Origin of the sequence: Nocardioides limicola, from assembly GCF_016827675.1 — a bacterium.
Taxonomy (GTDB): Bacteria; Actinomycetota; Actinomycetes; order Propionibacteriales; family Nocardioidaceae; genus Nocardioides; species Nocardioides limicola.
The window spans coordinates 378,612-402,535 of sequence record NZ_JAERJA010000001.1; the positions used below are offsets into that span (position 1 = coordinate 378,612).

Below are 23,924 nucleotides of genomic sequence, written 5' to 3' on the forward strand. Positions count from 1 at the left end.
CGCTGCGCTGCGGTGCCTGGTGATCTCGCGCCGGAGCTCGACCGGCCACTCCTCGCCGCCCGGCACCCGTTCGCCCCGCTCTCGCCTCGCGAGTCAGCGCTTCATCGGCGCGCGCTGAACTTCTCCACCAGTTCCCGAGGGCCCGCGACGATGATCAGGTCGCCCCGTTGCGGCACCGTCTCGGGGGTCGCGTAGGTGAACTCGCTGCCGAGCCTCTTCACGCCGACGATGGTGACGCCGTAGTCGGTGCGGGGACGGCTCTCGCCCAACGGTCGGTCCCACAGTTCACTGGGCGGTGAGGTCTTCGCCAGGGCGTAGCCGTCGTCGAACTCGATGTAGTCCAGCAGGCTGCCCCGCACCAAGTGCGCCACCCGCCGGCCCATGTCGTGCTCGGGCCGGACCACATGGTGTGCGCCCACCTTGCTCAGGATCCTGGCATGGGCATGCGTCATCGCCTTGCCCCACACATCCGGGATGCCCATCTCGACCAGGATCGAGGTGGTCAGGATGCTGGCCTCGACGTTGGTGCCGATCCCGACCACCGCCCGCTTGAACTCATGCACCGACAGTTGCCTGAGGGCCTCTTCGTCGGTGGAGTCGGCGGCGACGACATGGGTCAGCCGGCCGGCCAGTGACTGGACCACCCGCTCATCGGTGTCGATGCCGAGGACCTCGACGCCCTCCTTCATCAACTCCAGCGCCAGGGAGCGACCGAATCGCCCCAGTCCGATGACCGCGCAACTCTTGGCGAGTCGCTCTGTCTTGCTAGCCAATGATCGGCCTCTCTTCGGGAAGGGTGTGCCGGATCTGTCGCTCGCGCAGGGCGAGCGCCGACACCAGAGTGATCGGGCCGAGTCGGCCCAGGAACATCAGACCCACCAACAGCAGATGGCCGGCTGCGGGGAGGTCGTCGGTGATGCCGGTGGACAGGCCGACCGTCGCGAACGCCGAGGTGGCCTCAAACAGCACTCGGCCGAAGGTGTGGTCGGTCATCTCCAGCAGTGCCAGCGACGCGGCCACGACCGCGGCCACGGACAGCAGCGCCACCGTGAGAGCCTGGCGCTGCACCCGCTCACCGATCCGCCGGTCGAAGGCGTTCACCTGCTGCTGGCCGCGGACCTCGGCGATGATCACGAAGAGCAGGATGACGAACGTGGTCACCTTGATGCCGCCCGCGGTCCCGGCGGACCCGCCACCGATGAACATCAGCACGATCGTGCCCAGCCAGGTGCCTTCATTCATAGCGCCCACATCGAGGCTGTTGAAGCCGGCCGTCCGGGGCATCACCGAATGGAAGAAGGAGGCCATCAGCTTGTACGGCGTGTCCAGACCACCCAGCGTGGCCTGGTTGCGCCACTCGCTGGCCGCCATGAACACGGTTCCACCCACCAACAGCACCACAGTCATCGACAGGGTGAGCTTGGTGTGGATGCTCCAATGTCGCGGCGCCACCCGTCTCGACAACTCCATGATCACTGGGAAGCCCAGACCACCACAGATGACCGCCACCGCGATCGGCAGGCAGATCCAGGCGTCGGTCACGAACCGTTCCAGGGAGTCCTCGTAGAGGGCGAAGCCGGCATTGTTGAACGCCGAGATGGAGTGGAAGACCGCCAGGTACGCCGCCCGGCCCACCCCCTCGTCGTACCCCACCATCAGTCGCACCCACAGGAACAAGGCGGTGGCTGCCTCGAAGACGATGGTGATCTTGGCGACCCCGACCAGCACGCTGCGGATGTCCCCGATCCCCATCGCCTTGGTCTCGGCGGCCGCGGTCAACCGTGAGCGGAGCCCGAGGCGTCTCGCGACAATCAGCCCGAGCAACGACGCCATGGTCATGATCCCGAAGCCGCCGACCTGGATGAGCGCCAGGATCACCACTTGCCCGAACGGCGACCAGTAGGTCGGCGTGTCAACGATGATCAGCCCGGTCACGCAGACCGCGCTGGTGGAGGTGAAGAGCGCCTCGACGAACGATGCCGCCTCGGGGCCGGTGCGCGCCCAGGGCAGCATCAACAGCGCCGTTCCCACCGCGATCACCACAGCGAAGGCGGTGACCACCACCTGCGAGGGGTGTCGGAAGAACCGCCGAGGCGCGACCGTCTGCCGCCTCACCGGGCTGCAGACTCCTCGCCGTGCGTCCCGGGGCGGGGGGCCCACGCCAACTCCTGGGCCGAACGGATCACGATCAGCCGGTCGCCGCGGGCCAACTGGGTGACCACCGGGTCGAAGTAGCGGTAGACGCGCTCGTCGCGCACCACGGCGATCACCTGGTCGGGCAGCGACTGCGGCGCCTTGCCGACCTCGGTCACCAGCAGGTCACGTTCGGCCACCTCGAGTCCATCGCCATAGCTGAGCAGGTCCTCCATCACCTGCCCGAGTGACGGCGACACCGACGCGAGCCCGAGAAGCCGGCCGACAGCGTCGGAGGAGGTGATCACGGCGTTGGCGCCGCTCTGCTTCATCAACGAGGTGTTCTCGTGCTCACGGGCAGAGACGATGATCCAGGCGCCCGGGTTGAGTTGTCGCACCGTCAGCGTGGCCAACACGTTGGTGTCGTCGCGATCGGTGGTGATGATCACTTGCTCAGCACGGCCGACACCGGCACGGCGCAGCACCTCACGTCGGGTGGCGTCGCCGGCGACCACGGCCAGGCCGTCGGCGTGTGCGTCCTCCATCGCCACGCTGGTCGGGTCGACGATGACGATGGACTCCTTGGTCCAGCCGTTGCCGAGCAGCGTGGTCGCCGCGCTGCGGCCCTTGGTGCCGTAGCCCACGATCACCACGTGCTTCTGCTTGCTCATCTGCTTCCTCCATCGGGAGATGCTGAGACGCTCTCGTCCCTCGGTGGCCAGGATCTCCATGGTGCCGCCGACCAGCAGGACCAGGAACGCGATCCGCATCGGGGTGATCACGAACGCCGTGATTCCACGCGCCAGAGGAGTCACCGGTGAGATGTCTCCGTAGCCAGTCGTGCTCAGGGAGACCGTCGTGTAGTACAACGCGTCGAGCAGGCTGATCGTGTCACCGGCAGAGTCCTCGTACCCATGGCGATCGAAATAGACGATCGTCGTCATGACTGCGACGATGCCCAGCGCCATCCCTAGCCGCCGCAACAGCCGCCACCATGGCGACCGGGGCGGCTCGGGCAGGCGGATCCGGCCCCGCGGAGCCCATTCGTCTGGCACGTGGCGAATCTAGTCCACTCCCCCGCCTGTGCGGTGCAACCGGGCCGAGATCAGGCGTTCTCGTTCCCGTTCCCGTTCCCGTTGCTCATCCGCCCCCGCAGCCGCTGCACGAGCTCCCGACGGGCCCGGGTGGTGGTCAACTGCGGGAACACCTCGTCGAACGCCGCGTTCACTGCGGCACCGATCAGCACCGCGATGGAGACGATGTACAGCCAGATGAGCACCGCGATCGGCGCGGCCAGCGGGCCATAGATGGAGGTGGAACCGGCGGAGGTGGCGGTCAGGAACCAGCGCAGCAACCAGGAGCCCAGCACCCAGCAGACCAGCGAGAAGATCGCGCCTGGCAGGTTGAAACTCCAGTGCGTCCGCACCGGCACCGAGATGTGGTAGAGCATCGCCAGGAAGAAGATGCACGACACCAGCACCGTCGGCCAGTAGAACGCCTCCAGGAACGAGAGCTGGTCCGGCACCCAGGCGCGCACCAGTGTCGGGCCGGCGACCACCAGCGGGATGGTCACCATCCCGACCACCAGGCCGAGCGCATAGAGACTGAACGACAGCGCCCTGGTCTTGACGATCCCCCGATGGCCGCCCAGGCCGTGCATGATCGTGATCGTGTCCACGAAGACGTTCAACGCCCGCGAGCCGGACCAGAGCGCGAGCACGAAGCCGATCGAGATGATGTCGTAGCGAACGCCACCGGCCAGCACCTCGTCGATGGTCTGGGTGATGATGCCGTCCACCACCGGCTGGGTGAACGCCTGCGAGGACAGGTCGATCGCCGCTTGGCGTACGTCGGTCACCCGGGTGTCGGGGATCCGTTCGGTCACCACACCGATCGCGCCGGTCAACGCGAAGATCAGCGGAGGCAGCGACAGGATCGCGAAGAAGGCCGCCTCGGCAGCCAGCCCGGTGACCCGATACCGCATGCAGGAGCCGACGGTGGTCACCACCACTCGCCACAGCATCTCCACGAACTGCTGTGGCCTGCGCACCAGCACGTGACGAGCGGCAGACCCCATGGCTCCTACGTTAGCGTCAGGCGAGGTCCAGGCCCGGGTACAACGGGTGCTTGTCGAGCATCTCTGCCGACGCGCTCCGGGTCCGGTCGGCCACCCCGTCAGCAAGCAGGTACGTCGCCTTCGACGGCCCGCCGGCCTTGGTGCTGCCCGGGGTGGTGTTCGAGAGCACGTCGACCACCAGTTCGGCGACCTTGTCGAACTCGTCGTGGCCGAAGCCGCGGGTGGTGAGGGCCGGCGTACCGAACCGGATGCCCGAGGTGTACCAGGCGCCGTTGGGGTCGGACGGGATCGAGTTGCGGTTGGTGACCACCCCGGCGTCCAGCAGCGCCGACTCGGCCTGCCGACCGGTCAGCCCGAACGACGTCACGTCCAGCAGCACGATGTGGTTGTCGGTGCCACCGGTGACCAGGGAGGCCCCCCGGGACAGGAAGCCCTCAGCCATCGACTTCGCGTTGTCGGCCACCCGCTGGGCATAGTCGGCGAACATCGGGGTGCGGGCCTCGGCCAGCGCCACCGCCTTGGCTGCCATCACGTGCGACAGCGGACCGCCGAGCACCATCGGGCAGCCACGGTCGACGCTGGGCGCGTACTCGGAGGTGGCCAGCACCAGTCCGCCGCGCGGCCCGCGCAGCGACTTGTGGGTGGTGGTGGTGACCACGTGGGCGTGCGGGACCGGGTCCTCGTCGCCGGTGAAGACCTTGCCGGCGACCAGACCAGCGAAGTGGGCCATGTCGACCATCAGGGTGGCGCCCACCTCGTCGGCGATCTCGCGCATCTTGGCGAAGTTCACCCGACGCGGGTACGCCGAGTAGCCGGCCACCAGCACCAGCGGCTTGAACTCACGGGCCTTGGCCCGCACCGCGTCGTAGTCGAGCAGGCCGGTCTCCGGGTCGGTGCCGTACTGCTGCTGGTGGAACATCTTGCCGCTGATGTTTGGACGGAAGCCGTGGGTCAGGTGGCCGCCGGCGTCCAGGCTCATCCCCAACAGTCGCTGGTTGCCCAGTTCGGCGCGCAACGCCTCCCAATCGGCCTCGGTGAGTTCGCTCACATTCTTGGCGCCGAACTTCTCCAGCCAGGGGCCCTCGACCCGGTGCGCGAGGATCGACCAGAACGCCACCAGGTTGGCATCGATGCCGGAGTGGGGCTGGGCATAGGCGTACTCGGCGCCGAAGAGTTCGCGGGCGTGCTCGGCCGCGAGGGACTCGACGGTGTCGACGTTCTGACAGCCGGCGTAGAAGCGGTGACCGACCGTGCCCTCGGCGTACTTGTCGCTGAACCAGGTGCCCATGGTGAGCAGCACGGCGGGCGAGGCGTAGTTCTCGCTGGCGATCAGCTTCAAGGAGGCCCGCTGGTCGGCGAGCTCGGCCCGGGTGGCCTCGGCGATCCGCGGTTCGACGGCCTCGATGACCTGGAGCGCCTGGCTGTAGGCGCTGCTGGTGAGCCGGGAGTCGAAGGGCAGGGTGGAGTCGGTCATGGGCGGAAGCCTAACCGCCCTCGCTGTTCGTCCAGATCCCGGACACACGTCTCAGACTATGAAATGAGGATTTGTGTCAACGCCGTCCGATCCTTGAGACTGGCGCTCATGATCAGCGCTGCGACGCAAACCCACCTCGTGGTACGGCGCCACGTGGACTATGGGCGTACCGGCAGCATGATGTGTTGGCCTCGCTGAACGCGACCTGACCCCCGCCCACATCCTGCGCGCAGCGCCGCGCGCGACACGTCAGCTAAGGATCGAATCCCCGCATGCCTGACCTGCGCTTCCAGTCCCAGCCCGCTCGGCACACCGAGGTCCCGCGCCCCAAGCGCGGTGAGGGCCAGTGGTCGTTCGGTTTCACCGAACCCCTGAACAAGAACGAGCAGTCCAAGAAGGACGACGACCCGCTCAACGTCCGGAACCGGATCCTCTACACCTACTCCAAGCGGGGCTTCGACTCGATCGACCCCGCCGACCTGCGCGGCCGGTTCCGCTGGATGGGCCTCTACACCCAGCGCGCCCCTGGGATCGACGGGGGCAAGACCGCGGTCCTGGAGGAGGAGGAGCTCGACGACCGGTACTTCATGATGCGGGTCCGCACCGACGGCCAGGTCCTGGACGCGGGCGCTCTGCGCGCGCTGGGCGAGGTCTCGAACGAGTTCGCCCGCGGCACCGCCGACATCACTGACCGCAACAACATCCAGTACCACTGGATCGAGATCGAGAACGTCCCGGAGATCTGGGAGCGGCTCGAAGGCGCGGGGCTCACCACCCTGGAGGCCTGTGGCGACTCGCCGCGTCCGTTCCTGGGCTCACCGGTCGCCGGGATCGCCAAGGACGAGATCATCGACGGGTCCGCCGCGCTGGCCGAGATCAAGCAGCGGGTGCTGGGCAACCCGGCGTACTCGAACCTGCCGCGCAAGTTCAAGACCTCGCTCACCGGCCACCCCAGCCACGACACCGCGCCCGAGGTGAACGACGTCGCCTTCGTCGGCACCGTGCACCCCGAGCACGGGCCCGGTTTCGACCTGTGGGTCGGCGGCGGGCTCTCCACCAACCCGCACCTGGCCGGCAAGCTCGGCGTCTGGATCCCGCTCGAGGAGGTGGCCGACGCCTGGGAAGGTGTGGCCGCCATCTTCCGCGACTACGGCTACCGCCGGCTCCGGTCCCGGGCCCGACTCAAGTTCCTGGTCGCCGACTGGGGCGTGGAGAAGTTCCGGGAGGTCCTGGAGAAGGAGTACCTGGGCCGCGAGCTCGTCTCCAACCCCTCCCCCGAGGTGCCCGACAAGCAGGGCGATCACATCGGCGTCCACGAGCAGAAGGACGGCCGCTTCTACATCGGCGCCGCCCCGATCGTGGGCAGGGTCAGCGGTGACGTGCTCACCGGACTCGCCGACCTGGTGGAGCGGTACGACGCCGCCGGCGCCCGGCTCACCGCCTACCAGAAGCTGGTGGTGCTGGGTGTGCCGGCCGAGTCCACCGACGCGTTCGTCGCCGACCTCGAGCAGATCGGCCTCACCGCGACCCCGTCCAACTGGCGGCGGCGCACGATGGCCTGCACCGGCATCGAGTTCTGCAAGTTGGCGATCGTGGAGACCAAGGCCCGGGCGGCCTCGCTGATCGACGAGCTCGAGAGGCGTTTCCCCGACCTGGACACCCCGATCTCGGTCAACGTCAACGGCTGCCCGAACGCGTGCGCCCGCACCCAGGTCGCCGACATCGGTCTCAAGGGTCAGCTGGTCCTGGACGAGGACGGCAACCAGGTCGAGGGCTACCAGGTGCACCTGGGTGGCGGACTGGCGCTGGGCGCCAACTTCGGCCGCAAGCTGCGCGCCCACAAGGTGACCAGCGCCGCCCTCGACGACTACATCACCTGCGTGGTCGGCAACTTCCTCGTCGAACGCACCGAGGGCGAGACGTTCGCGTCCTGGGTGCAGCGCACCGACGAGGAGAACCTGCGCGGCGACAAGCGACTCGACCCGGTCCCGGTGTGAGCCCGGAGCCGAGATGAGTGAGCGTGCGGTCCCCTACCACTGCCCCTACTGCGGGGACGTGGACCTGCGTCCGCACGAGGTGGCCGGCGAGGACGGCTCCATCTCGTCGCCGCCAGGCACCTGGGAATGCCGCTCCTGCCTCAGGGCGTTCTCACTGCGCATGCTCGGCATGTTGAACCGACCGACTACGAGGAGGTGACTGGATGACCACCGCAACCACCCGCGCAGCTCGCGAGTTCCGGGGCACCCACACCGACGGTCGCACCCCCGAGGAGTTGCGCGAACTCGTCTCCCACGTGGGCGCCGAACTCGAGCTGGCCCCCGCCGAGCACATCATCGAGTGGGCGGTGGCCACCTTCGGTGAGCGCTTCTGCGTCACCTCATCGATGGGCGACGCGGTACTGGCCCACCTGGCCGCCAAGGTCGCCCCCGGACTGGACGTGGTCTTCCTGGACACCGGCTACCACTTCATCGAGACCATCGGCACCCGGGACGCGGTCGCAGCCACCCTGGACGTGAACCTGGTCACCATCGCGCCGACCCTGAGCGTGGCCGAGCAGGATGCCAAGTACGGCAAGGATCTCTACAAGACCGATCCCGACGCCTGCTGCGCGATGCGCAAGGTCGCGCCGCTCAGCGACTCCCTCGCCGGGTACGACGCCTGGGCCACCGGCCTCCGTCGCGCGGAGACCCACAACCGGGTGATCGCGCCGGTGATCGGCTGGGATGCGAAGAAGGCCAAGGTCAAGGTCTCTCCCATCGCCCGGTGGAGCGACGAGGACGTGGAGCGGTACATCGCCGAGAACGGCGTCCTGGTCAACCCTCTCGTCCACGACGGCTACCCCTCCATCGGCTGCTGGCCGTGCACGCGCCGGGTCGCTCCCGGCGAGGACCCGCGCAGTGGCCGATGGGCCGGAACCAACAAGACCGAATGCGGGATCCACTCGTGATCCCGCAGCCCAGAGACGACAACGGAGTCGATCGCCCGTACGCAACAGACTGGAGGCGTCACTGATGGCAGCTCCTGCACTCATTGCCCTGGCCCACGGCAGCCGCGACCCCCGCTCACCGGAGACCATCAAGGCTCTCGTGGACGAGGTCCGTCGGCTCCGACCGGACCTGCGGATCGAACCTGCGTTCCTGGACCTGTCCCGTCCGTTCTTCGGCACCGTCGTGGACAGGCTGGTCCGCGCCGGCTTCGACGAGATCGTCGTCGTCCCCCTGCTGCTGACCGAGGCCTTCCACGCCAAGGTCGACGTGCCGACCGTGATCGCCGAAGCGACCGCGAAGCACCCCGGGCTGCGGATCCGCTGCACCGACATCCTCGGCACCGAGCCGATCTTCCTTGAGGTGCTGGACCTGCGGATGCGCGAGGCCCTCAAGCAGGCCCGGATCCGCGAGCTCGACGCGCTGGTGCTGGCCGCAGCCGGCTCCAGCGACCCGCTGGCCAACCAGGCCGTCGCCCGGTTGGCGCGTGTCTGGGGCACCCGGCACAAGCTCCCGGTCACCGCCGCCTACGCCTCCTCCGCTCCCCCGGCCACCGGTGAGGCGGTCCGCACCTTCCGTCGCGAGGGTCGCCGCCACGTCGCGGTCGCCTCGCTCTTCCTGGCCCCGGGATTCCTGCCGGACCGGGCCGCGGAACTGGCCATGGAGGCCGGTGCGGTGGCCATCTCTGAGCCGTTGGGTGCGCACCCCGAGATCGCTCGCACCGTGTTGGCCCGCTACGCGGTCGGTGCCGTGGAACTGGTGCCGGTCTAGGCCACGAACTGCTGCAGCAGATGCTCCAGCTGACGGGCCGGGTCCGCGGTGAGTCCGCCGTGGACCGGCCCCGGCTGAAGCACTGTGCTTCGGGGTGCCTTCAAGAACCCGAACCGGGTCCCCAGGTCCCCGCGAGCCGCGGCGCCGGCGCGCACGTCGCCCGCACAGACCTGTTCGACGAAGGCGAGTCCGTCACACACCTGAGCGAGGTCCAGGCCCGGGTCGAGCGCCCGTAGCCGGTCGGCGTCGCAGTGCCAGGCGGCGTCCAGGTAGTCCGCAGCCTGACAGTGCAGCACCACGCCGACGTTGAGGAACTCTTCGCGCTCGACACGCGGCACACACCGCAGTACGACGTACTGGTAGGCGAGCAGGTTGGTCATGCCGCCTCCTGGGGCATCCACGTGCGACTGGCCAGGCGAGCGGTGAGGAAGTCCAGGTAGGCGGCCCGCACCTGATTCGGCGTCCTCGCGCTGGCTACGCCGGGCAGCCAGTCGTCGGGGACGTCGTCGAGGACACCCATCAGAGCCTCCCGACTCAGCAACGGCCGGGCCACGGCGTCGGCGGCTCGGAGGTGCTCCAGGTGCTGGACGAAGATGTGCTCCTCGGCCTGCCAGGGCTGGGACGCGAACCGCTGCGGGTCCCCCACGTGGTCGCGCCACCCGTGGTGGAAGTAGAGACAGGCGCCGTGATCGATGGCGACCAGCCGCCGATGCCACAGCAGCAGGTTCGGGTTGCGCCAGGACCTGTCGACGTTGGCCACGAACGCATCCAGCCACAGCACCTTGCCGGCCTCGGCGGGGTCGACCGGCGTGGCACTGTCGACGTTGAAGGCGCCGGGCAGGAAATCCACCCCGAGGTTGAGGCCGACGCTGGCCTTGAGCAGGTCCTGAACCTCCTCGTCGGCCTCGAAACGGGCGATCTCGGCGTCCAACTCCAGCGCCACCAACCGTGGTGTCTCCACACCGATCTGGCTGGCGATGCCGGCGACGATGACCTCGGCGGCCAGCACCCGCAACCCCTGACCGGCACCACGGAACTTGCACACGTAGAGCCCGAGATCATCAGCCTCCACCAGACCCGGCAGGCTGCCGCCCTCGCGCAGCGGGGTGACGTAGCGCGTCACCGCCTGAGTCGCGATCACCGCTGCGCCGGGTCGTCGAGGAGCCGGGCGCGCTGGGCCTCCACGTCGAAGTCGGCCTCGGGCCAGGCAAGATCCATCGCCGACATCGTCTCGTGCAGCAGGCTGGCCACGGCCAGGTTTCGGTACCACTTCCGGTCGCTGGGGACGATGTGCCAGGGCGCCTGGTCGGTGTTGTTGCGCTCCAAGGTGATCTCGTAGGCGCGTTGGTAGTCGTCCCAGACCGCACGTTCGTCGATGTCGCCGGGGTTGAACTTCCAGTGCTTGGCCGGGTTGTCCAGCCGCGCCAGCAGACGCTCCCGTTGGGTCTCGGCGGAGATGTGCAGCATGCACTTCACGATCCGGCAGCCGCCCTCCACCAGGTCCGCCTCGAACTCGTTGATGGCGTCGTAGCGGCGTTCGATCTCCTCGGGCGGCGCCATCGCCCGGACACGCTGGATCAGCACATCCTCGTAGTGGCTGCGGTCGAAGACACCGATGAAGCCCGGCTCGGGCAGAGCCCTGCGGACCCGCCACAGGAAGTCGTGGCCACGCTCCTCGGCCGTGGGTGCCTTGAACCCAGTGATCTTGAGGCCCTGGGGGTCGACCAGCGCCACCGCCTTGCGGATGGTGCCGCCTTTGCCCGCGGTGTCCATGCCCTGGAGCACCAACAGCACCCGGGGTGCGTCCTGATCGCCGCGGTGCGCGAACATCCGCTCCTGGAGTTCGGACAGTTCGGTCTCCAGTGCCTGGAGCGAGGCCTCGCCGGCCTCCTTGTCGTCACCGAAACCGGGCGTCTCTGAGGGATCGAACTCGGTGAGGTCCACCGGGCCGGGGGCCGGGCGCAGCAGCGACGATCTCATGAACGACACCCTATGTGGAGCCGTTTGCCGGAGGCCTCATCCGAGCACCGTGGCCACGTCGAGGCTGCACCCGACCACGGTCGACACACCGCCGTCGGACTGGGGCTCGTCGAACCAGAGCCCCTGCGTGAATCCGACCTTGTCGAGAACCCGCAGCGAGGCGCCGTTGCGATGGTCCGGGGCCGCGAAGAAGGTGCGGGACTCGGGGTACCGCCGCCGGGCGCTGAGCATCCAAGCCCACACCATCAACGTCCCACTGCCACGTCCGGTGAACTTCTCCTCACCGATCAGGTAGTCGACGCCGACGGCGTCCGGAGCGGGGGTGGGTACGGCGTACTGGGGATGGTCAGCGATCAGGTAGTCCTGGATGAAGCCGACCGAACGACCGTTGAGTTCAGCGATCCAGAGCCGGGTGGCTCCTCGCCCATCGATGGCCGGCAGATACTGCTCCTCGATATGTGCGGTGTCACCAGGCCACCACTGGTGGATGTGGGCACTGCTGCGCCAACGCACCATGTCCGGGAGGTCGCCACGTGTCATCGGCCGGAGGCCGACGGTCGTGTCCGGAGTCACCACGAAGCGTTTGGGGTCCCCGGAGAGGTCTGCGGGCACCGGCTCACCCGGCACGGTCGCCGCGATCCGCCGCGCCGCAGCCGCCCAGCTCTCATGGGCTTGGGCGATCCCGGCCAGCTCGCGGCCACCGTGCGCCACGCTCACGTGCACCACCACGCTGCCCGAGCCTAGGCTCAATCGAGGTCCGCGTCAGCCCAGTCGAGCGACAACTCCTCCCGGACCACCCTGAAGGCGGTCCCTGCCGGGTAGCCCTTCCTGGCGAGCATGCCGACCAGGCGTCGGGTGGCCTTCTCGGCAGGGAGACCGCGGACAGTCCGCAGCCGCCCGCGCACCAACGCCCGCGCGGTGTCGAACTCGGCGTCAGGGGACACCTCATCGAGCGCGTCGCGGGCCAGGTCCTCGTCGATGCCCTTGCGACGCAGCTCGGCGGCCAGGGCTCGCCGGGCCAGCCCGCGACTGCGTTGACGGGACTCCACCCACGCCCGGGCGAAGGCGGCGTCGTCGACGAGGCCCACCTCGGTGAAGCGGTCGAGCAGTCGGGTCGCGATCTCGTCGGGCACACCGCGCCCGGCGAGCTTGTCGGCCAGCTCCTTGCGGCTGCGGGCCTGCCCGGTGAGCTGGTCAAGCAGGATCTTGCGGGCAACCGCCTCCGGATCAGGCTCGGGATCCTGCTCCGGCGGCGGCGGCGACGCGGACACCATCGGACTCAGAAGTCGTCGACACCGATCGGCGCATCCGAGAGTTCGTCACTCGGCTGGTCGACCTGGGGGCCGACTCCGAGCTGCTCCAGGATGCGCTTCTCGATCTCGTTGGCCAGATCCGGGTTGTCGCGCAGGAAGGTGCGCGCGTTCTCCTTGCCCTGGCCGAGTTGATCGCCTTCGTAGGTGTACCAGGCTCCGGCCTTGCGGATCAGGCCCGCCTCCACACCGACGTCGATCAGCCCACCCTCGCGGGAGATGCCCTTGCCGTACATGATGTCGAACTCGGCCTGCTTGAACGGTGGGGCCACCTTGTTCTTCACGACCTTGACCCGAGTACGGTTGCCCACCATCTCGGTGCCGTCCTTGAGGGTTTCGATACGGCGCACGTCGAGCCTGACCGAGGAGTAGAACTTCAGCGCCCGGCCACCGGTGGTGGTCTCCGGCGAACCGAACATCACGCCGATCTTCTCGCGCAGCTGGTTGATGAAGATGGCGGTGGTGCCCGAGTTGTTGAGCGCACCGGCGATCTTCCGCAGCGCCTGGCTCATCAGCCGCGCCTGCAGGCCCACGTGGCTGTCGCCCATCTCCCCCTCGATCTCGGCCCGGGGCACCAGCGCGGCCACCGAGTCGATGACGATCAGGTCCAGCGCACCGGAACGGATCAGCATGTCGGCGATCTCCAGCGCCTGTTCGCCGGAGTCGGGCTGGGAGACCAGCAAGGCGTCGGTGTCGACGCCCAGAGCCTTGGCGTAGTCCGGATCCAGAGCGTGCTCGGCATCGATGAAGGCCACGATGCCGCCGCTGCGCTGGGCGTTGGCCACCGCGTGCAGAGCGACCGTGGTCTTGCCGCTGGACTCGGGGCCGTAGATCTCCACCACCCGGCCGCGGGGCAGACCCCCCACCCCCAGAGCGACGTCGAGAGCGATGGCGCCGGTCGGGATCACCTCGAGTGGCGCCCTGGTCTCGTCACCCAGTCGCATGACCGAGCCCTTGCCGAACTGCTTCTCGATGTTCGCGAGTGCTGCATCGAGTGCCTTGCCGCGGTCACCAGCCATGGTCTGTTCCGTCCCGTCGATAGTGCTGTGGTCCTGTCACACATGAACGCTAGGCGGGGGCTCCGACAATCCGGAACCACCACCCCATCGGCTGTGGATAGCCTGTGCCGGTCGTTGCCGTCCCTCCGACGTGCAGCCACTCTAGTACGAACACGTGTTCGATCCAGGTGACGACACGCCGCGTGTCGTCACCCCGAGACCCTGGAAGGCCAGATGTCATCCACACCTGCGCCCGTGCATGTCGATCCCCGTCGTCCCGGGGGCCCGCTGGACTGGGGGATGCTGCTGCTGGCCGCGACCTCGGTGGCGCTGTTGGCCTGGATCACCTTCTGGGACGTGCCCCCCGAGGTCGAGCGCCGAGTGATCCTCGCCGACTACCTGGTGTGCGCGATCTTCGCCGTCGAGTTCGGGCTCCGGTGGATCCGGGCGGGAGGCTGGACCTTCCCGTTCCGGTACTGGTACGAGGTGCTCGGCATGATCCCCATCTCCCATCCCTTCTTCCGGTCCTTCCGGCTGCTTCGGATCGTCGCCGTGCTGGCGCGGCTCGGCCGGGTCGCCGACCGGGCGCTCGGTGACCGGGTGACCGAGGCCGTCGTACGCCGGTTCAGCGACACCATCGTCTCGGTGATCAGGCGACCGGTCACGGTGGCGGTGATGGACGAGGTGACCGCCGTGCTGGCGGCCGGCGCGCACTCGCGCAACGTCGCCACCGCTCTGGACCGCAATCGCGAGGAACTCGACGAGATGATCGTCGAGCTGGTGCGCGCCGACCCGGCGATCGGGCGGCTCCGGCACCTCCCCTTCCATGCCGAGCTCGTCAGGACCGTCAGTGGCGTCGTCTTCCGGATGATCTTCCAGGCGCTGCACGACCCCCGCACCCACGCCCTGATCGGTGATGTCATCCACGAGTCGGCCGGCCAGATGCGCCGTGAGGTGCGCACGGGTGACTACGAGAGCGCCCGCGCCGGCGTACGCGCCCCTCAGCGCTCAGCCGGAGACTCGTGACCGGCCGGCCACCCAGGCTGCGACCGCCACTCCCAGTGCCAGCACACCCGCGAACCCGTTGAGGGCGGCATAGCCGAGGGTGCCCACCACCACCCCGGCCAGGGCGCCCGCGGCCGCTGCGGTGAGACCCATGACCATGTCGGCCGAGCCCTGCACGTCGGTACGTGAATGCAGAGGGGTCAGGTCCGAGATCAGGGTCGAGGCGGCGACCGTGGCGAACGACCAGCCCAGGCCGAGCAGGAACAGCCCGACCAGGATCTGCCACGAGTGCCCTTCGGGGGCGAAGCCGCACAGCACCAGCGACACCATCAGGATCGCGAAGCCGGCTCCGAGCACCGCTGCCCGGCCGATGGCGTCGGCCAACCAGCCCACCAACGGTGAGAAGGCGAACATGCCGAGCACGTGGATGCTGATCACCACCCCGATGACCCGCAGGTGCGCGCCGCCGTGATCCATGTGCAGTGGTGTCATCACCATCACGGCGACCATCACCGCATGGGCCAGGGCCAACCCGGCGATCGCCGCGCCCACCGCCGGCTCCGCCCTGATCACCTCCGCGACCCGGCCCCACGAGGTGCCCGCCGGGGTCGCCACCGTGACCTCGGCGTGCTGGCGAGCTAACAGCAGCGGGTCGGGGCGCAGCCAGCAGGCCAGGATCAGCGCCGCCACCAGCATCGCGACCGCCCCGATGGCGAACGGACCGGTGAGTTCGGGTATCTGCAGGCGCTGAGCAACCCAGGCCGAGAGTCCGGTGAGGTTGGGGCCGGCGACGGCACCGATGGTGGTGGCCCAGACGACCACTGAGAGGGCACGGGCCCGGTGCTCGGGGAGGGCCAGGTCGGTGGCAGCGAAACGGGCCGCGCTGTTGGCCGCGGTGGTGGTCCCCAAGAGCACCGCGCCGAACAGCAGCAGCGGCATGGAGCCGAGCACGCCCGCCAACACACACAGCAGGGATCCGATGGCGCCGGTCACCAGCCCGATGACCAAGCCACGCCGACGACCCCACCTCGACATCAGTCGGGCGAGCCAGAACGCGGCCACGGCGGCACCCAGCACCTGCGCGGTCTGGACCAGCCCCGCCTGCTGGGTGGATCCGGACAGGTCACGGGCCAGGAGCGAGGCGGTGGCGATGCCGATGGTGATGCCCATCGCGCCGACCGCCTGCGCGGCGACCAGGGTCCGAACCGTGTGCCGTTGGGCCGCAGCCAGCGTGGCCGCGGTGTCGAGACTCATCTCAGCGACTCGGGGAGTTCCAGGGTGCGACACACCACCGCCCACACCTGCTTCGGCGCGTCGCCGGCCTGCAGCGCCTCGGCCGGGGTCTGACCTCCGAGGGCACTGATCACGTGCGTGTTCGCCCAGTGACGACCGAAGTCCTCCCCCATCGCCTCGGTCATCCGGGCCCAGAACTCGGTGTGCCTCACCCGGGCATTCTTGCAGCCGGTGCCACGCCCGATCGACCGGGCTGCGAGGATGCCGGGTATGGCTGCGTACGAGACCAGGCCCGCCACCGACGCCGACCTCCCGCAGATCTCCGGGATCTATGCCCACGCTGTGGAGACCTCGCACACCACCTTCGATCTCGAACCACCCGACCTCGACTACTGGCGGGCACGCCTGGACGGCCAGCACCCCGGCGACCACCTGCTCGTGGCAGTGGACGAGAGCGACGCAGTGGTCGGCTACGCCTACTCGTGGTCCTACCGACCCCGGCCCGCCTACGACACCACCCGGGAGACCTCGATCTACCTGGACTCCTCCGTTCGCGGTCGCGGCATCGGCAAACTGCTCTACTCGGCGCTGCTGGAGACGATGGCTGTCTCCGGGGTGCACACGGCGGTGGCGCTGGTGGCGCTCCCGAACCCGCCCAGCGAAGCGCTGCACCTGGCCGCCGGCTTCGAGAAGGTCGGCCAGTTGACCCAGGTGGGTCGCAAGTTCGATCAGTGGATCGACGTGGCCTGGTATCAGCGGATGCTGGTCAACCTGCCCTGAACGCTCAGGACAGCAGCAGCGTGTCCAGCCGGCGGCGCACCACCCACAGGCCGGCCACTCCCATCGCCGCCAGATAGACCACCGAGAGCGCCGAATCCCAGGTGACGGTGCCCAGGGTCAGTTCGCGGCAGAGCACCACGCCCCGATACAGCGGGGTCGCCTCCACCAGCCACCGCACCCACCCCTCGTAGGCTGTGATCGGGAAGAAGGTGGCCGAGAAGAGGAACATCGGCAGCTGGGCCAGGGTGATCTTCTCGAAGTCCTGCCAGGTCTTCAGATAGGTGGTCACCGCCATGAAGACCGCGGAGAAGGCGAAGGCGATCAGCACCGACGCCGGCAACGCCAGCAGCGCCCACCAGGAGGTGGTGTAGCCCATCGCCACCATGATCAGCAGGAAGCCGGCGCTGTAGACGCTGCCGCGCAACAGTCCCCAGGTGATCTCGCCGCGGGAGACGTCCAGGGTGGTCAGCGGCGTGGCCAGGATCCCGTCGTACAGCTTCTGGTAGCGGAGCTTGAAGAAGACGTTGAAGGCGCTGTCCATCATCGCGCCGTTGAACGCCGAGACCGCCAACAGGGCGGGAGCCACGAACGCTGCGTAGGAGACCACGGTGCCGTGATGGTCGAAGCCGTCGATCATGGCGCCGATGCCGATGCCGATCGAGAACAGGAAGAAGACCGGCTCCAAGAAGCCGGTCATGAACAGCCGCCAGGCGTGCCGGTAGGCCAGGAAATTGCGCAGTACGACGATCCCGACGGCCGGGGCGGGGGCGAGCGGCTGGTAGGTGGCCATCTCACTTCTCCAGTCGTCGGGTCAGTCGGCGGACCGCGCACGCCCAGCCCAGGACCGTCAACGCCGCCAGAACCACGACGTGCAGCGCCACCAACGCCCAGTCGACGGTGTCCAGTGCGAACATCCGGGAGAGGTTGACCCCGTGCCACAGCGGAGTGAGCCGGGCGACCCATTCCATCACCGGCCCCAGGTTGCTGACCGGGAAGAAGGCACCCGAGAAGAGCATCAGCGGGACCATGCCCAGGCGGAAGATCACCGCGAAGCCCTGTTCGTTCTGGAGGCCTGCGGTGATGGCGAGGACCAGTGCGCCGAACGCCATCCCGACCAGCACCTGGGCCACGAACGCGAGCAGCGCCCCCCACCAGGTGGCGAAGACCCCGAACGGTGCCAGCGCCAGCATGAAGACCGCGCAGGTGGTGACCAGCCGGAAGAGCACGAACAGCAGCGTCGAGGTGATCAGGTCGACGATCCGCAGGGGTGTGGCCAGCATCGACTCGTACACCCGGTGCCACTTGATCATGCCCATCACCGGGTAGGTGGTCTCGAAGACGGCGATCTGCATCGCATGCGCGGCGATCAGGCCGGGCACCACGAAGGCGAGGTACGACGATGCGCCCTCCAGCGTCGCCGGATCGGCCTCGATGAAGCCGCCCAGGATCACCCCCAGCGCCAGCACGTAGAGCAGCGGCGCGAGGAAGGAGGTGATCACCGACCCCTTCCAGGTGCGTTGGTAGACGATCGCCCAGTAGTCGAAGAGGCGGCGCTGCGCCTCCAGCTGGCTCAGGGTGGGGCTATCGGACGACATCAGTCCACCAGCGTCCGGCCGGTCAGCCGCAGGAAGACGTCCTCCAGGGTGGAGCGCCGCACCAGCACGGCGGCCGGTTGCAGGCCGCGCTCGTGCACCTTGGCGATCACCTCTTCGCCGTCCTGGCAGTAGACCAACAGCCGGTCCGGGAGTGCCTCGACCCGCTCCCCCAGGTCCGCCACTCTGCCCACGAGTTCCTGGTGGGTCTCGGTGACCCCGAAGCGGAGCTCGGCCACCTCACGGGTGGAGTGCGCTCGGATCAGTTCGAGGGGTGCGCCCTCGGCGACGATGAGCCCCTTGTCCATCACCACCAGCCGGTCGCACAGTTGCTCGGCCTCGTCCATGTAATGGGTGGTCAGCACCAGGGTGACGCCCTGCTGCTTCAGCCGGAAGAGGCGGTCCCACAACACGTGCCGTGCTTGCGGGTCCAGGCCGGTGGTCGGTTCGTCGAGGAGGAGCAGGTCGGGCTTGTTGATCAGCGATCGGGCGATGGTCAGCCGCCGCTTCATCCCTCCCGACAGTGCCTCGACCCGCGCCTTGGCCTTCTCGGTGAGTTGGACGAACTCCAGCAGTTCGTCGGCCCGATCGCGCACCTCGCTGCGCGGAATGCCGAAGTATCTGCCGTAGACGACGAGGTTGTCCCGGACGTTCAGCTCCGGATCGAGAGTGTCCTCCTGCGGGCAGACACCCAGGCGCGCGCGGATCTGCGGGCCGTCGGTGAGGGGGTCCAGCCCGAGGATGCGCAGGGTGCCGCTGGTCGGCGGCGAGACGGCTGCCACCATCCGCATCGTCGAGGACTTGCCGGCCCCGTTGGGACCGAGGAAGCCGAAGGCCTCGCCTCGGGGGACGTCCAGATCGATGCCGCGAACCGCCTCCACCGAGCCGAACGACTTGCGCAGGTCGCGTGCCTGGATCATCGCGTCGGTCACGTCCGCGACCCTAGCGCCGTACCCCTGATCGCACCCACCCGATATTCGTTCAGGCCGACGCCCGGCCCACCAGCAGCCACCCCTCGGCGGGGCTGACCCCTCCGAAGCAGTTGGCCCAGGGCTCGGGGGCGGTGTGCCCGTCGCCGTAACGCGCGACGAAGTCGGTCAGGGCCGGATGATCGGCATGACTCACGTGGAGTTGCCGGCCCCAGACCGTGGCGACCACGTCACCGTCCTGGCCCGGATAGGGCGACACCACGCCCGCGGGGCCGGCCAGGTCGGCCAGGGTGTCGATCTGTGCCTGGGAGAGCCCGGGTCGATAGGTGAGCCAGAGGGTGCCGTGCTCGAGAGAATGGACCATCAGCTCGTTGGGGACGGGCGCGTCGTACACGCCGCAGGTGAGCCAGGTGGCGTTGTGCGGGCCGCCGACGGGTGGGCCTTGCGGGTAGTCGATGGTGCCGCGCTGGTGGTCCACCGGGAGGTCTTCGTACTCGACCACGAGTGGCTGAGCGGCCGAACCTGCCGGCACTCCGGCCCGCAGCAGGAGGACGCCGGCGAGGACGGTGCCGCCAACGACGGTGCCGATCAAGATCGCCCCAAGGACAGCGGCAATCAGGCACCCGGTGCGAGAACTTCCCTGCGTCGCGGGTGCGCCGAAAGGGTCAGTCATCCGCGAGCAACTCCTCGACCCGGGCGACCTTGGCGGTGAGCTGTCCGGTGTGCCCGGGGCGGATGTCTGCCTTCAGGACGAGCGAAACCCGGGGGGATTCGGCGGCGACGGCCTCGACCGCGGCCTTCACGACCGACATCACCTCGTCCCACTCCCCTTCGACGGTGGTGAACATGGCGTCGGTGCGGTGTGGCAGTCCAGACTCGCGGACCACGCGGACTGCGGCGGCAACCGCGGCGGCCACCGAACCGTCGGGTCCCGAGATCGTCGGTGCCACGCTGAAGGCTACGAGCATGAGGGCAGGTTAGTGGTTGGCAGTTGCGATGGTCGCCCCGGTGCACGCCGTGAGCTACTCCGACGACGCGAGCAGCGGCCGCCTCGGATCGAACGGGTCGTCGCAAGGTGCGGCGACGCAGAGCAAGGTATCGGCGTAGAAGGTTGGGCTTGAGGTCCTAGCCTTGGCGCTGGCGGGATCATGACCGCCTTCCCGGCCAGTAACTCGACGTGCGAGGGGACACGATTCTGATGGACGAGGTGCCTGCTATCCCCGCAGTCCCATCGGCGGATGCCCTCTGGGATCGCTATCTGGCTCTCCTCGATATCTATGGCATTGTGGAGCCTGATCCCGACGGAGTTCGAGTTGGGCTCACCTGGGGAGGTGAGGCAAGGATCCGGCTCACGAAGTCAGAGTTGTACTCCTATGTGCACGACTACGTCGAGGCCAGAGCGGAGGAACTGCTCGGACCGGGCCTTGAGGACGGCCTTCCCAGTCCGCTAATTGACTCTGTAACCGCCTGTCTTGGTTCGCAGGATGCAGCAACGGCAGTCTACAGAAGGTTCGGATGGGATCTCTTTCCGGAGACCATGATCCTGCCGGGAAGCTGAGGCTGCTCACAGGTCTTCTGCCCGAGGACAGCCCGTGTCTGGTCCCGCTTCGCCTCAGGCCGGGACAGCGGCCAACCCGTTCAGCGCGACGGCCACGTCGCCTTGGTGGGCCACATAGCTGATGTGCGGCGCGAACCCCATCGCGACGTTGATGTCGAGCATCCAGGGGTTCGACTCAGCGTTGTAGGTCTCCACCACGGCGAGTTCGGGATGCTGTTCGAGGGCAAGCAGAATGTTGGCGCCCTTGACCCAGCGTCCGATGCGCTTGCCGCGATGCTCTCGAGCGACGCCGGTGTCACCCTGCTGCCCGATCTGCGGACGGAACCCGTTCACGAACAGCTCGCTGAATCCGGCGCCGCTGCCATCGGGGGCGATCACCAGGCTGGTCACCACGACCCGGTTCTGCGCCTGCCAACGCTGTTCGCGCTGTCGCAGCTCTTCGGCGGTGGTGCGCTCGATGGTGTAGTCGAGGTCGTCGACCGGCGCATCCAGCATCGCGTCGGTGGCGTCCAGATAGGCGCTCAGGTACTCCTCGGGGCACCGGTTCACGAACTGGACCATCCGATAGCCGGCCGCAGTGGTGGCCGCGTCGTTCACCCAGCGACGCATCAGGTCGCGGTCCAAGGAGGCGATCCCCAGCCGACTGCACCGCTCGACCGTGCCTCGCGTCAGGCCCAGCCTGGTGAACCAGGCCTCGGCCTCGCCAGGGAGTTGGGGTGAGTACCACAGATGGGCCTGGGTGCGGTTCTCGCTGGTGGCGCGCTCCAGGGCGGTCCGGATCAGGGCCCTCGCCACTCCGAGACGTCGGAAACGAGGCCGCACCGAGCACCACTCGACCGTGGCCAGGTGGGTGTTCTCCTCGCCGTCCTCGAGGTAGAGCACGACCTCGCCCGCCGGCTCCCCGTCCACGTGGGCTACCCACGCAAGGTAGCGGGCGCGCTCACGCGGGATGAGGAACTCCGCAGCCAACTCCTGCGTGGGGATGGGCGGGTCCTCGGGGGCGATCTCGGCGTCGGTCTCGGCACGGATCAGCGCCCAGTCCTCGATCAGTGCCGTGTCCTCACGGCGGCACTCGGTGACGGTGACGTTCATGGGTTCAGTGAACCAACGGGGGCCGGTCGACGTCGACCGGTTTTCCGATCAGCCGTCGCAGCTTGGCCATCGCATCCCGGTGGTGCGACTTCACGGTGCCGATCGAGATCCCCAGGGCCTCAGCGGTGGCGCGCTCGGTGAGGTCCTCGTAGTGGCGCAGCACCACGATCGCCCGCTGCCTCGGCGACAGCGCGCCGAGAGCCGCGGCCAGGTCGATCCTGTCGTCGGTGCCGTCCGGTGCCTGCGAAGGTTCCTGCCCCGGTGGCCCGAGGACCTCGCGCCACCGGCGCCGCCGCCAGCGGGAGATGTTCTCCCGGGCCAGCGCCTTCTTCAGGTAGGGCTCGGGGTTCCCGGTGATCCGCGGCCAGTGCGGCACCGCCTTGATCAGCACCGCCTGCACCAGGTCCTCGGCGTCCTGGGCGTGCCCGGTGAGCAGGTACGCCGTCCGCAGCAGCGCACCCTGCCGGGCAGCGACGTACTCGGTGAAGTCCTGCTCAGCCGCGTCCACGACGCCTCCAGCGGACCAGCCAGAGGAGCCCGATGAGCCCCACGAGCCCCACGGCACCCAGGGTGGCGGAGACGCGGGGACCCCACGGTCGAGGTGGCGCCGTGGCCTCGTGCAGCGGTGCGTCGAGGAGGCCGAGGGCGAACTGTGCGGCCCCCGGGCCCCCCTGCTCCATCCGGATCACCCGGGTGACCTCCCCGGTGTCGATGTGGATGCGTTGCAACTCGCTCGGACTGGAACCGTCGTTGTCGCGGAACGGGCCGCCCCAGAGGTCCATGAATGCCACGTGCTCGTCGTCGAACCAGCCGAGCACATGGCCGTACCGGTCACCCCACTGGCCGGGCACCCTCCGGGCCGGCGACTCGCCCTCCCCGAGTTCGGCCACGATCACCGGAGGTATGCCGCCCAGGCTGCCACGCGGCCCACCCCAGGTGGAGGCCGCGCGGGTGCCGTTGGGACTCAACGCCCAGGGGCTGTTGGAGGACAGCGACGAGGGGCCGAGGCTGGTGACCGTGTCCGTGATCGGCTCAGCGATGCGGAAGGAATCATCGGCCCCTCCCTGAGTCCAGATCAGCTGGCCACGGCCGTTTCCCCTGTGCCAGAAGGAGTTGCTCACGCCAGCTGGGAGTGCCTGCGCGACCGGTGAGTCCAGGTCGCGCCGCATCACCTCCCGGTCCGTACTGCAGCATCCCAGTCTGCCCAGGCGGTCGTCATCAGGGATGACGAGCTGGGCGAACTCGAAGATCAGCGTCTGCTCGTCCGCCCACGTCATGGCCTCGGGCGCCAGTCCGACCTCGGTCTCGAACTCCTCCGTCGCCAGGGTTCGACCGTCCAGCGTCGAGACCACCGCGTACCCGGTCACTGTGACCCAGTCCGGCTCGTCCACGTAGACGCGGGGCTCCCCTGAGGTCCAGTAGGCGACTCTGCCTCCCTCCGGTGACAGCGCGAAGTCAGCGTCCCTCACGGTAGGGCCCACTGCGCGGCCCGGCAGATCGAGGAACCGGTACTCCCCCGTCACCGCCGACACGCCGACGATGCCGGGGCGGCTGCGCAGCCAGCCTCCCCGAGACGTGGACCAGGCGGCGATCAGCGGCCCGTGCCACCCGGCCCTGTCGGTGCCGGGGAGCCACTTGCCGGCGTTGTGGAAGTGATCGGGCATCACCGGCTCGCCGCGGGGCGCGATCGGCTCCGGTGTCGAGGGTGCCAGGAATCCGCCGACACCGATCAGAGCCAGCACCAGCACCGTGGCTGTCGCCACCACGGTGGCGCCGACCCGTTGCGCGATCATCCGGCGCCGTCCCCGATGCCACAGATCCGCGTCGTTGATGCTCGTCGGCGCCCGTTCCGCCAGGGCTGTCAGGTCCTCGTGCAGCATGGTCATGGGTACTCCCCTCACTCCTCACCCTTGACTACGCGACGAACAGCGCTGACGGAGGGGGGGCCGATCGCGATCTTTCGCCCCGGGAATGGGCACGGCCCCCTCCGAACGGATCCGGAGGGGGC

At 68.6% G+C, this 23,924-nt stretch carries 27 protein-coding genes; 6 read left to right on the forward strand and 21 right to left on the reverse strand.

Annotated features, from left to right (window positions below; genetic code table 11):
* Positions 1-101: 101 nt before the first annotated feature.
* From JKG67_RS01900 to JKG67_RS01920, 5 genes are all read right to left on the reverse strand, one after another.
* Positions 102-773, reverse strand: a complete 672-nt coding sequence (locus JKG67_RS01900) for a potassium channel family protein (protein WP_238997780.1) — start codon at positions 771-773, stop codon at positions 102-104.
* Positions 766-2,115, reverse strand: coding sequence for a TrkH family potassium uptake protein (locus tag JKG67_RS01905; protein WP_203335548.1), 1,350 nt, complete (start codon positions 2,113-2,115; stop codon positions 766-768). Before JKG67_RS01905 ends, JKG67_RS01900 begins: the two co-directional genes overlap by 8 nt.
* Positions 2,112-3,101 (reverse strand): potassium channel family protein, encoded by a 990-nt coding sequence (locus tag JKG67_RS01910; RefSeq protein WP_238997891.1) that lies wholly within the window; start codon positions 3,099-3,101, stop codon positions 2,112-2,114. Before JKG67_RS01910 ends, JKG67_RS01905 begins: the two co-directional genes overlap by 4 nt.
* Before the next feature lie 137 nt (positions 3,102-3,238).
* A complete protein-coding gene (locus tag JKG67_RS01915; RefSeq protein WP_238997781.1) occupies positions 3,239-4,210 on the reverse strand; it encodes a YihY/virulence factor BrkB family protein in 972 nt (323 codons plus the stop codon).
* 16 nt (positions 4,211-4,226) lie between these two features.
* A complete protein-coding gene (locus JKG67_RS01920) occupies positions 4,227-5,684 on the reverse strand; it encodes a glycine hydroxymethyltransferase (protein ID WP_203335549.1) in 1,458 nt (485 codons plus the stop codon).
* A gap of 272 nt (positions 5,685-5,956) precedes the next feature.
* On the opposite strand from JKG67_RS01920, the gene JKG67_RS01925 reads away from it, so the two are divergent.
* From JKG67_RS01925 to JKG67_RS01935, 3 genes are all read left to right on the forward strand, one after another.
* Entirely contained in the window at positions 5,957-7,681 is a 1,725-nt protein-coding gene (locus JKG67_RS01925) for a nitrite/sulfite reductase (RefSeq protein ID WP_203335550.1), read from the forward strand.
* Between the two features lie 203 nt (positions 7,682-7,884).
* A complete protein-coding gene (locus JKG67_RS01930; RefSeq protein WP_203335551.1) occupies positions 7,885-8,631 on the forward strand; it encodes a phosphoadenylyl-sulfate reductase in 747 nt (248 codons plus the stop codon).
* A 64-nt stretch (positions 8,632-8,695) separates the two neighbouring features.
* The gene (locus tag JKG67_RS01935; RefSeq protein WP_203335552.1) at positions 8,696-9,439 is read left to right on the forward strand and encodes a sirohydrochlorin chelatase; all 744 of its coding nucleotides are present in this window, start codon (positions 8,696-8,698) and stop codon (positions 9,437-9,439) included.
* Here the strand turns inward: JKG67_RS01935 and JKG67_RS01940 are convergent.
* Genes JKG67_RS01940 through recA form a run of 6 tightly spaced genes read right to left on the reverse strand, consistent with a single transcriptional unit; the run spans position 9,436 to position 13,748 of the window.
* Entirely contained in the window at positions 9,436-9,819 is a 384-nt protein-coding gene (locus JKG67_RS01940) for a DUF3037 domain-containing protein (RefSeq protein ID WP_203335553.1), read from the reverse strand. The genes JKG67_RS01935 and JKG67_RS01940 overlap by 4 nt on opposite strands.
* Positions 9,816-10,580 (reverse strand): HipA family kinase, encoded by a 765-nt coding sequence (locus JKG67_RS01945; protein WP_203335554.1) that lies wholly within the window; start codon positions 10,578-10,580, stop codon positions 9,816-9,818. The genes JKG67_RS01940 and JKG67_RS01945 overlap by 4 nt, the downstream gene beginning before the upstream one ends.
* Positions 10,577-11,419, reverse strand: a complete 843-nt coding sequence (locus JKG67_RS01950) for a PPK2 family polyphosphate kinase (RefSeq protein ID WP_203335555.1) — start codon at positions 11,417-11,419, stop codon at positions 10,577-10,579. The genes JKG67_RS01945 and JKG67_RS01950 overlap by 4 nt, the downstream gene beginning before the upstream one ends.
* 36 nt (positions 11,420-11,455) lie before the next feature.
* A complete protein-coding gene (locus JKG67_RS01955) occupies positions 11,456-12,148 on the reverse strand; it encodes a GNAT family N-acetyltransferase (protein ID WP_203335556.1) in 693 nt (230 codons plus the stop codon).
* A 17-nt stretch (positions 12,149-12,165) separates the two neighbouring features.
* The gene (locus tag JKG67_RS01960) at positions 12,166-12,690 is read right to left on the reverse strand and encodes a regulatory protein RecX (protein ID WP_307816382.1); all 525 of its coding nucleotides are present in this window, start codon (positions 12,688-12,690) and stop codon (positions 12,166-12,168) included.
* Between the two features lie 8 nt (positions 12,691-12,698).
* A complete protein-coding gene (gene recA / locus JKG67_RS01965) occupies positions 12,699-13,748 on the reverse strand; it encodes a recombinase RecA (protein WP_203335558.1) in 1,050 nt (349 codons plus the stop codon).
* Positions 13,749-13,982: 234 nt separating this feature from the next.
* Here recA and JKG67_RS01970 point away from each other — a divergent pair, with 234 nt between their 5' ends.
* Positions 13,983-14,753, forward strand: coding sequence for an ion transporter (locus JKG67_RS01970; protein ID WP_203335559.1), 771 nt, complete (start codon positions 13,983-13,985; stop codon positions 14,751-14,753).
* Here the strand turns inward: JKG67_RS01970 and JKG67_RS01975 are convergent.
* On the reverse strand, positions 14,736-15,986 hold the full coding sequence (locus JKG67_RS01975) for an MFS transporter (RefSeq protein ID WP_203335560.1): 1,251 nt from the start codon (positions 15,984-15,986) through the stop codon (positions 14,736-14,738). The genes JKG67_RS01970 and JKG67_RS01975 overlap by 18 nt on opposite strands.
* Positions 15,983-16,177 (reverse strand): DUF3046 domain-containing protein, encoded by a 195-nt coding sequence (locus JKG67_RS01980; RefSeq protein WP_203335561.1) that lies wholly within the window; start codon positions 16,175-16,177, stop codon positions 15,983-15,985. Before JKG67_RS01980 ends, JKG67_RS01975 begins: the two co-directional genes overlap by 4 nt.
* A 58-nt stretch (positions 16,178-16,235) precedes the next feature.
* Here JKG67_RS01980 and JKG67_RS01985 point away from each other — a divergent pair, with 58 nt between their 5' ends.
* Positions 16,236-16,745 (forward strand): GNAT family N-acetyltransferase, encoded by a 510-nt coding sequence (locus JKG67_RS01985; protein ID WP_203335562.1) that lies wholly within the window; start codon positions 16,236-16,238, stop codon positions 16,743-16,745.
* Between the two features lie 4 nt (positions 16,746-16,749).
* Here the strand turns inward: JKG67_RS01985 and JKG67_RS01990 are convergent, their stop codons facing one another.
* From JKG67_RS01990 to JKG67_RS02010, 5 genes are all read right to left on the reverse strand, one after another.
* On the reverse strand, positions 16,750-17,535 hold the full coding sequence (locus tag JKG67_RS01990) for an ABC transporter permease (protein WP_203335563.1): 786 nt from the start codon (positions 17,533-17,535) through the stop codon (positions 16,750-16,752).
* A 1-nt stretch (position 17,536) separates the two neighbouring features.
* Positions 17,537-18,340, reverse strand: a complete 804-nt coding sequence (locus JKG67_RS01995) for an ABC transporter permease (RefSeq protein ID WP_203335564.1) — start codon at positions 18,338-18,340, stop codon at positions 17,537-17,539.
* Positions 18,340-19,269 carry an ABC transporter ATP-binding protein gene (locus JKG67_RS02000; RefSeq protein WP_443678530.1) on the reverse strand — a complete coding sequence of 310 codons (930 nt, stop codon included), beginning with the start codon at positions 19,267-19,269 and terminating at the stop codon, positions 18,340-18,342. Before JKG67_RS02000 ends, JKG67_RS01995 begins: the two co-directional genes overlap by 1 nt.
* A gap of 49 nt (positions 19,270-19,318) precedes the next feature.
* Positions 19,319-19,858, reverse strand: coding sequence for a thioredoxin-like domain-containing protein (locus tag JKG67_RS02005; RefSeq protein WP_203335565.1), 540 nt, complete (start codon positions 19,856-19,858; stop codon positions 19,319-19,321).
* Positions 19,859-19,931: 73 nt separating this feature from the next.
* Positions 19,932-20,234, reverse strand: a complete 303-nt coding sequence (locus tag JKG67_RS02010; protein WP_203335566.1) for a thiamine-binding protein — start codon at positions 20,232-20,234, stop codon at positions 19,932-19,934.
* A gap of 230 nt (positions 20,235-20,464) precedes the next feature.
* Between JKG67_RS02010 and JKG67_RS02015 the strand changes: the two genes are divergently transcribed.
* Entirely contained in the window at positions 20,465-20,824 is a 360-nt protein-coding gene (locus tag JKG67_RS02015; RefSeq protein WP_203335567.1) for a hypothetical protein, read from the forward strand.
* Between the two features lie 54 nt (positions 20,825-20,878).
* Here JKG67_RS02015 and JKG67_RS02020 read toward each other — a convergent pair whose 3' ends face one another.
* The 3 genes from JKG67_RS02020 to JKG67_RS02030 are packed head-to-tail and all read right to left on the reverse strand — an operon-like array spanning position 20,879 to position 23,802.
* Positions 20,879-21,916, reverse strand: a complete 1,038-nt coding sequence (locus tag JKG67_RS02020) for a GNAT family N-acetyltransferase (RefSeq protein WP_203335568.1) — start codon at positions 21,914-21,916, stop codon at positions 20,879-20,881.
* A gap of 4 nt (positions 21,917-21,920) precedes the next feature.
* Positions 21,921-22,424 carry a SigE family RNA polymerase sigma factor gene (locus JKG67_RS02025; protein ID WP_203335569.1) on the reverse strand — a complete coding sequence of 168 codons (504 nt, stop codon included), beginning with the start codon at positions 22,422-22,424 and terminating at the stop codon, positions 21,921-21,923.
* The gene (locus JKG67_RS02030) at positions 22,411-23,802 is read right to left on the reverse strand and encodes a hypothetical protein (RefSeq protein ID WP_203335570.1); all 1,392 of its coding nucleotides are present in this window, start codon (positions 23,800-23,802) and stop codon (positions 22,411-22,413) included. The genes JKG67_RS02025 and JKG67_RS02030 overlap by 14 nt, the downstream gene beginning before the upstream one ends.
* Positions 23,803-23,924: the final 122 nt, after the last annotated feature.